The organism is Sphaerotilus sp. (assembly GCF_041083715.1).
In the GTDB taxonomy this organism is placed as follows: Bacteria; Pseudomonadota; Gammaproteobacteria; order Burkholderiales; family Burkholderiaceae_C; genus Sphaerotilus.
In genome coordinates this window covers 1-2,786 of sequence record NZ_JBFPGY010000199.1, presented here as the reverse complement: position 1 = coordinate 2,786, position 2,786 = coordinate 1, and the positions used below count along the sequence as shown (strand labels likewise).

The 2,786-nt window shown below is 68.4% G+C and carries 2 protein-coding genes and 1 pseudogene; all 3 read left to right on the top strand.

What is annotated here, in order from left to right; all coding sequences use genetic code 11:
• Nucleotides 1-507: pseudogene (locus AB3X43_RS08825) on the top strand (translational GTPase TypA); the annotation flags it as partial.
• Nucleotides 508-585: 78 nt separating this feature from the next.
• Nucleotides 586-1,476 carry a DMT family transporter gene (locus tag AB3X43_RS08820; protein ID WP_369429474.1) on the top strand — a complete coding sequence of 297 codons (891 nt, stop codon included), beginning with the start codon at nt 586-588 and terminating at the stop codon, nt 1,474-1,476.
• A gap of 64 nt (nt 1,477-1,540) precedes the next feature.
• Entirely contained in the window at nt 1,541-2,671 is a 1,131-nt protein-coding gene (locus AB3X43_RS08815; RefSeq protein WP_369429473.1) for an enoyl-CoA hydratase/isomerase family protein, read from the top strand.
• The last annotated feature ends 115 nt before the right edge of the window (nt 2,672-2,786 follow it).

Genomic DNA, 2,786 nt, shown 5'->3' with positions numbered 1-2,786 from the left:
GGCCGCGTGCGCCTGGAGTACCGCATCCCGGCGCGTGGCCTGATCGGGTTCTCGAACGAGTTCCTGAACCTGACCCGTGGTTCGGGCCTGATCGCGAACATCTTCGAAGGCTATGAGCCGCACAAGGGCGACATCGCCAGCCGCAAGAACGGCGTGCTGATCTCGATGGATGCCGGTGAAATCTTCACCTACGCGCTCGGCAAGCTCGACGACCGCGGCCGCATGTTCGTCAAGCCGAACGATCCCGTCTATGAAGGCATGATTGTCGGCATCCACAGCCGTGACAACGACCTGGTGGTCAACGCCACGCGCACCAAGCAGCTGACCAACTTCCGCGTCTCCGGCAAGGAAGACGCGACGAAGATCACGCCGCCGATCGAGCTGTCGCTGGAGTACGGCGTCGAGTTCATCGAGGACGACGAGCTGGTCGAGATCACGCCGAAGTCGATCCGCCTGCGCAAGCGCTTCCTGGCCGAGCACGAGCGCAAGCGCGCCGCCCGCGCCTGATCCCTTGACCGACTGAACGTCGGTCGCACCGAGCCCCGGACTTCTGCCGGGGCTTTTTTCATGGACGAAAGGATGCCCATGTCGCACACGCGTGCGGTATCGCTGATGGTGCTGGTCACGCTGCTGTGGAGCACGGCCGGCGTGGTCAGTCGCCACCTGGAGGCGGCGCAGAGTTTCGAGGTCACGTTCTGGCGCAGCGGGTTCAATGCCCTCGGGCTGGCGATCGCGCTCACCGTGCTGCGGGGGGCTGCGCTGTGGCGCGGGCTGCTGCGCTCGCCGCGTGCGGTCTGGGTGTCGGGCGTGTGCTGGTCGGTGATGTTCACAGCCTTCATGGTCGCGCTGACCATGACCCGCGTGGCCAACGTGCTGGTGACGATGGCCATCGGCCCGCTGGTGACGGCGCTGTTCGCGCGGCTGTTCCTGCACCACCGGTTGCCTGCGCGCACCTGGGTGGCGATCGCGGTGGCCGGGGCGGGCATCGCGTGGATGTTCGGCCACGAGGTGCAGGCGGCGGATGCGCGCAGCCTGCTGGGCATGGCGGTGGCGCTGGCGGTGCCGCTGGCGGCGGCCGTCAACTTCACTGTGCTGCAGCACATCTCGCACGGCGAAGTGGCCGGCGAATCGCAGGACATGCTGCCGGCGGTGCTGATCGGCGCGGTGCTGTCGGCGTTGTGTACCTGGCCGCTGGCCTGGCCACTGCAGGCGTCTGCGCACGACCTGGTGCTGCTGGCCGGGCTGGGCGTGTTCCAGCTGGCCGCGCCATGCCTGCTGGTGGTCGGTTTGACGCGCGTCCTGCCGGCGCCGGAAATCGCATTGCTCGGGCTGCTGGAAGTCGTGTTCGGCGTGCTCTGGGCGTGGATCGGCGCGGGCGAGGCGCCGGGTCCGACCGCGCTGACCGGTGGCGTGCTCGTGCTGGGTGCACTGATCGGCAATGAACTCATTGCATTGCGCAGCCGCACGCGGGCCTGATGGCGCACAAGGGTCGGTGGATCGGGATGCTGCAGAATTCCACGATCGAAGGAGGATCTGCCGCATGTCTGCCGATACAACGTCCCATTCCCTGCCTGCATTGATTGCGGGCGGCCAGGTGTTGGCCGAGGTTCGTGGTGCTGTCGGTGTCCTGACGCTCAACCGTCCGGGATCGCTCAACGCCCTGTCACTGCCCATGGTCCGCGACCTGACCACCGTGCTGCTGCACTGGGCCGGCGATCCGGCGGTGCAGGTGGTGGTGCTGCAAGGGCAGGGCCGCGAAGGCAAGCCACCGGCCTTGTGCGCGGGCGGCGACATCCGCTTCTTCCACCAGGCTGCACTCGCCGGGGATCCCCGTCTGGAGGACTTCTTCACCGAGGAGTACGCGCTCAACCACCTCGTCCACCGCTATCCGAAGCCGTATGTCGCGTTGATGGACGGCATCACGATGGGTGGCGGCATGGGCATCAGCCAGGGTGCGGGCCTGCGCATCGTCACCGAGCACAGCCGGCTCGCGATGCCGGAAACCCACATCGGCCTGTTCCCGGATGTGGGCGGGGGCTGGTTCCTGTCCCGGTGCCCGGGGCATGTGGGTGAGTACCTGGCGATGACGGGCGAGACGCTCGGGGCGGCGGAGGCGATCGAGGCTGGGCTGGCCGATGTCCATGTGCCTGCAGCGGCCCTGCCGGCGCTGGTCACCCGCCTCGCCGCGGACGATCTGTCCGCGGCTGACGCTGTGCGCGCCTGTGTCGATGCGGTGGCGTCTGTGCCCGGTGCGTCATCGCTGACGGCCCGGCGCGATGCCATCGACCTGCATTTCAGTCAGCCGACGCTGGCGGACATCGCGGCCTCGCTGGCCGGGGAGGCCAGCGAGTTCGCCCGCCACACGCTGGCGGCGCTGCACCGGCGCTCGCCGCTGATGCTGGCCGTGGCGCTGGAGCAGATCCGCCGCGCCCGCACGATGGCGCTGGCCGATGACCTGCGCATGGAGCGCGACCTTGTGCGCCACTGTTTCCATCTGCGGCCCGGCACGGCCAGCGAGACGGTGGAGGGCATCCGCGCGCTGGTCATCGACAAGGACCACCAGCCGCGCTGGAACCCCGCGCATTTCACGGACGTGACCGAGGCGATGGTGTCTGCGTTCTTCGTCAGTCCGTGGCCGCCGCACGTCCATCCGCTGCGGGCGTTGGTCTGAGCACGAAGGTGGGCGTGTCGAGCACGATCTCGCCCGCGCCCAGCAGCTGCATGCCCCGGCTCCAGTGGCGGGTCATGCGCTCGACCAGATCATGCTCGTTGAAGGGCTGGCCGTT

Coding starts and splice junctions, on each gene's coding strand:
- AB3X43_RS08820 (WP_369429474.1), top strand. CDS start 586: ATGTCGCACACGCGTGCGGTATCGCTGATGGTGCTGGTCACGCTGCTG.
- AB3X43_RS08815 (WP_369429473.1), top strand. CDS start 1,541: ATGTCTGCCGATACAACGTCCCATTCCCTGCCTGCATTGATTGCGGGC.